At 68.6% G+C, this 2,379-nt stretch carries 1 protein-coding gene and 2 pseudogenes; 2 read left to right on the top strand and 1 reads right to left on the bottom strand.

Features of this window, described 5'->3' with window-relative positions:
• Positions 1–198 (top strand): annotated as a pseudogene (locus ACIBH3_RS35885) (hypothetical protein); the annotation flags it as partial.
• Positions 199–300: 102 nt separating this feature from the next.
• On the opposite strand, the gene ACIBH3_RS35880 reads toward ACIBH3_RS35885, so the two are convergent.
• Positions 301–822, bottom strand: a complete 522-nt coding sequence (locus ACIBH3_RS35880; protein ID WP_396316310.1) for a hypothetical protein — start codon at positions 820–822, stop codon at positions 301–303.
• 522 nt (positions 823–1,344) lie between these two features.
• Between ACIBH3_RS35880 and ACIBH3_RS35875 the strand changes: the two are divergent.
• Positions 1,345–2,098 (top strand): annotated as a pseudogene (locus ACIBH3_RS35875) (SOS response-associated peptidase).
• The last annotated feature ends 281 nt before the right edge of the window (positions 2,099–2,379 follow it).

Raw genomic sequence — 2,379 nt, 5'->3', positions numbered from 1 at the left:
AACACCACCTACCAGGCCATCGTGAACGCCTTCAACCAGCACCCCGACCAGGCATTCCGGGCACGCGAGCTGCACGAACTCCTCGGCATGCCCACTGACGAGGCGTCCGTCAACATCACCCGCAGCCGCCTCGGACGCCTCACTCGCCAAGGCTTCCTCACCCAACCCGGACGAGGCCGCTACCAGAAACGGACTTAACGTCCACTCAAGGCGAGCCGTTCGTCAGCAGCAGATGGAGGGTGCGGTCGCGGTGGGGACGAACGTGGCGGTGTCGGAGTCGCAGCCATCGAAGTACACCGGTCACAGCGGCTCCTCACCGCTGTAGTAGCCGGTGGGGCGCAGGAAATCGGGGCTGACAGCGGCGAAGGACCACGCCGGGCCGTCCGCGCCGAGCAGTTCCCGGGCGAAGTCGGACACCAGTCGCTCGGCGTCCGCCGCCGGGTAGTGGTGGCCGTAGGGGCTGTATGCCTCGCAGAGCATCCAGCGCAGCCGCGCCAGGAAGCCGGCGTGGTCGAGCGGGCTGACCGTGGCGCGGAAGCCCTCGCGAAGGAGCGGACGTTTGAAAGGCTCAATGTCGTACTCGTCCGTCAGGATGTACCAGTTGCGGCGCACGTCAGCGGCGCGCATCAGTCGCTCTAACAGGGCACTGCGCAGGAAGGCGTGCAGGACGTCCTGGCTGTTCCCGGCCGTGACGAGTACGTCGCAATCCGCTGTGAGCAGGAGGGTGTTGCTGTTCATCGCGCTGTCGACACCAGAGAGGAAGGCGTCGACAGCCGGAGGTTCGGGATTCGGTGGCGGCGCGCTGAAGTTCGGGGAAGCCATGGCCGCAGCCTTGCGGACGGCTGGTCGCTACTTCAAGGGCTTTTCCACCGATCTGACCAGATGCTCAGCGTGGCACCAGCTGATTGTGCAGGTGGGCCGGCAGCCCCTCACGCTCGACCCGCGGGCTCACGCACCCGGCAGGGCGACCGAAGACCTCGGCGTGGAAGGAGTCGTCGCCGGCTCACGTCCAGGTCGCCTCACCATCCAGTACCCGATGCTTCCAACCTCAGCAGGGCCCCTCGATCCAAGAACCGACAGAAGTTCATAGAACGCCCTCTGATTCCCTCGTGGGAGTGGCACCAGGCTGAAGAGCACCGTGGGCTGGGCATTGGCCGGCCGGGAGCGCAGCTCCGACGAGCAGATACTGGAACTCCTCGCGCCCTGCGCCGGGACCCGGCACCGAGTCTGCCGTCTCATAAGGCTGGCGGGCACCCGGGCGCCCCGGCCAGGCCCGCGGCTCGCACCGCACGAGCACGCTATCCCTGAGCCGCACCCCCACCAGGCGGCAGGCAGGCTGGGGTCATGTGCGGTCGCTTCGTCTCCACCAGCAAGCCCGAGGATCTGGTCTCACTGTTCGGTGTGACCCGCTGGGGCCCGGAGGAGACCCTCTCCCCCAGCTGGAACACCGCCCCAGCTGACCCGGTGTGGGCAGTCCTGGAGCGGCTGGACCGCGACACCGGGAAGCACGCCCGCCAGCTGCGGCCGCTTCGCTGGGGCCTGGTGCCGTCTCCTGGGCGAAGGACACGGGCGTCGGCGCGCGGATGATCAACGCCCGTGCCGAGACCGTCCACGAGACGCCCGCCTTCCGCAAGGCCCTCGCCACCCGACGGTGCCTGCTGCCGGCCGACGGCCATTTCGAGTGGGTCGCCATCGCCCGCCGCGGAGAGAAAGAAGGGCTTCAAGCAGCCCTCCCTCATCGTCCCGACCAGCGGCAGCCTGCTGGCGGTGGCCGGGCTGTACGAGTTCTGGCGCGACCCCACCCGCGCCGACGACGACCCGCGCGCCTGGCTCACCACCACCACGATCTTCACCGCCCAGGCGACGGACGCCGCCGGACGAGTCCACGACCGCATGCCCCTGGCCATCGACAGCGGAGACTTCGAGGCCTGGCTCAACCACACCGACCCCTGCGAACTCCGCCAGCTGCTCCACACCCCCCGCCGACGGCAACCTCACCGCCGGCCGGTTTCCACCGCTGTCAACAGCGTCCGCCACAAGGGGGCCAGAGCTGCTCGTGCCAGTCCCCGATCCCGCCCCACCGGGTGACGGCGCGTAGCCGAAGAGACCGTCGAAGGCCCCGAGCCGCCGAGCCTCCGAACCTTCGAACAGAGCTGACGCTTCGCCTCCGACACGTGCGACCCCCCAGTTGGAACCGGCGGTTCCCGGGTTGGTTGGCGGCTGCGGATCGGCGGCAGCGTCGATCGCTCGGGCAAGGGCGGCGGCAACGGCGTTGAAGTCGACTCTGTCAATCCCCTGGTTTCGTAGAGGCCTTCCTATGCAGCCAGTCCCTCGTTCAGGCGACCGGCTCGTGCCTCGCTGATGATCCGTTCGAACTCC

It is taken from the genome of Kitasatospora sp. NPDC050543, from assembly GCF_044457565.1.
Lineage (GTDB): Bacteria > Actinomycetota > Actinomycetes > Streptomycetales > Streptomycetaceae > Kitasatospora.
Note: the sequence above shows the minus strand (reverse complement) of the source record. Positions and strands in the feature narration are given on the sequence as shown.

Bases quoted from the DNA above. Each gene is read 5' to 3' on its own strand.
- ACIBH3_RS35880 (WP_396316310.1), bottom strand. From the start codon at position 822: ATGGCTTCCCCGAACTTCAGCGCGCCGCCACCGAATCCCGAACCTCCG.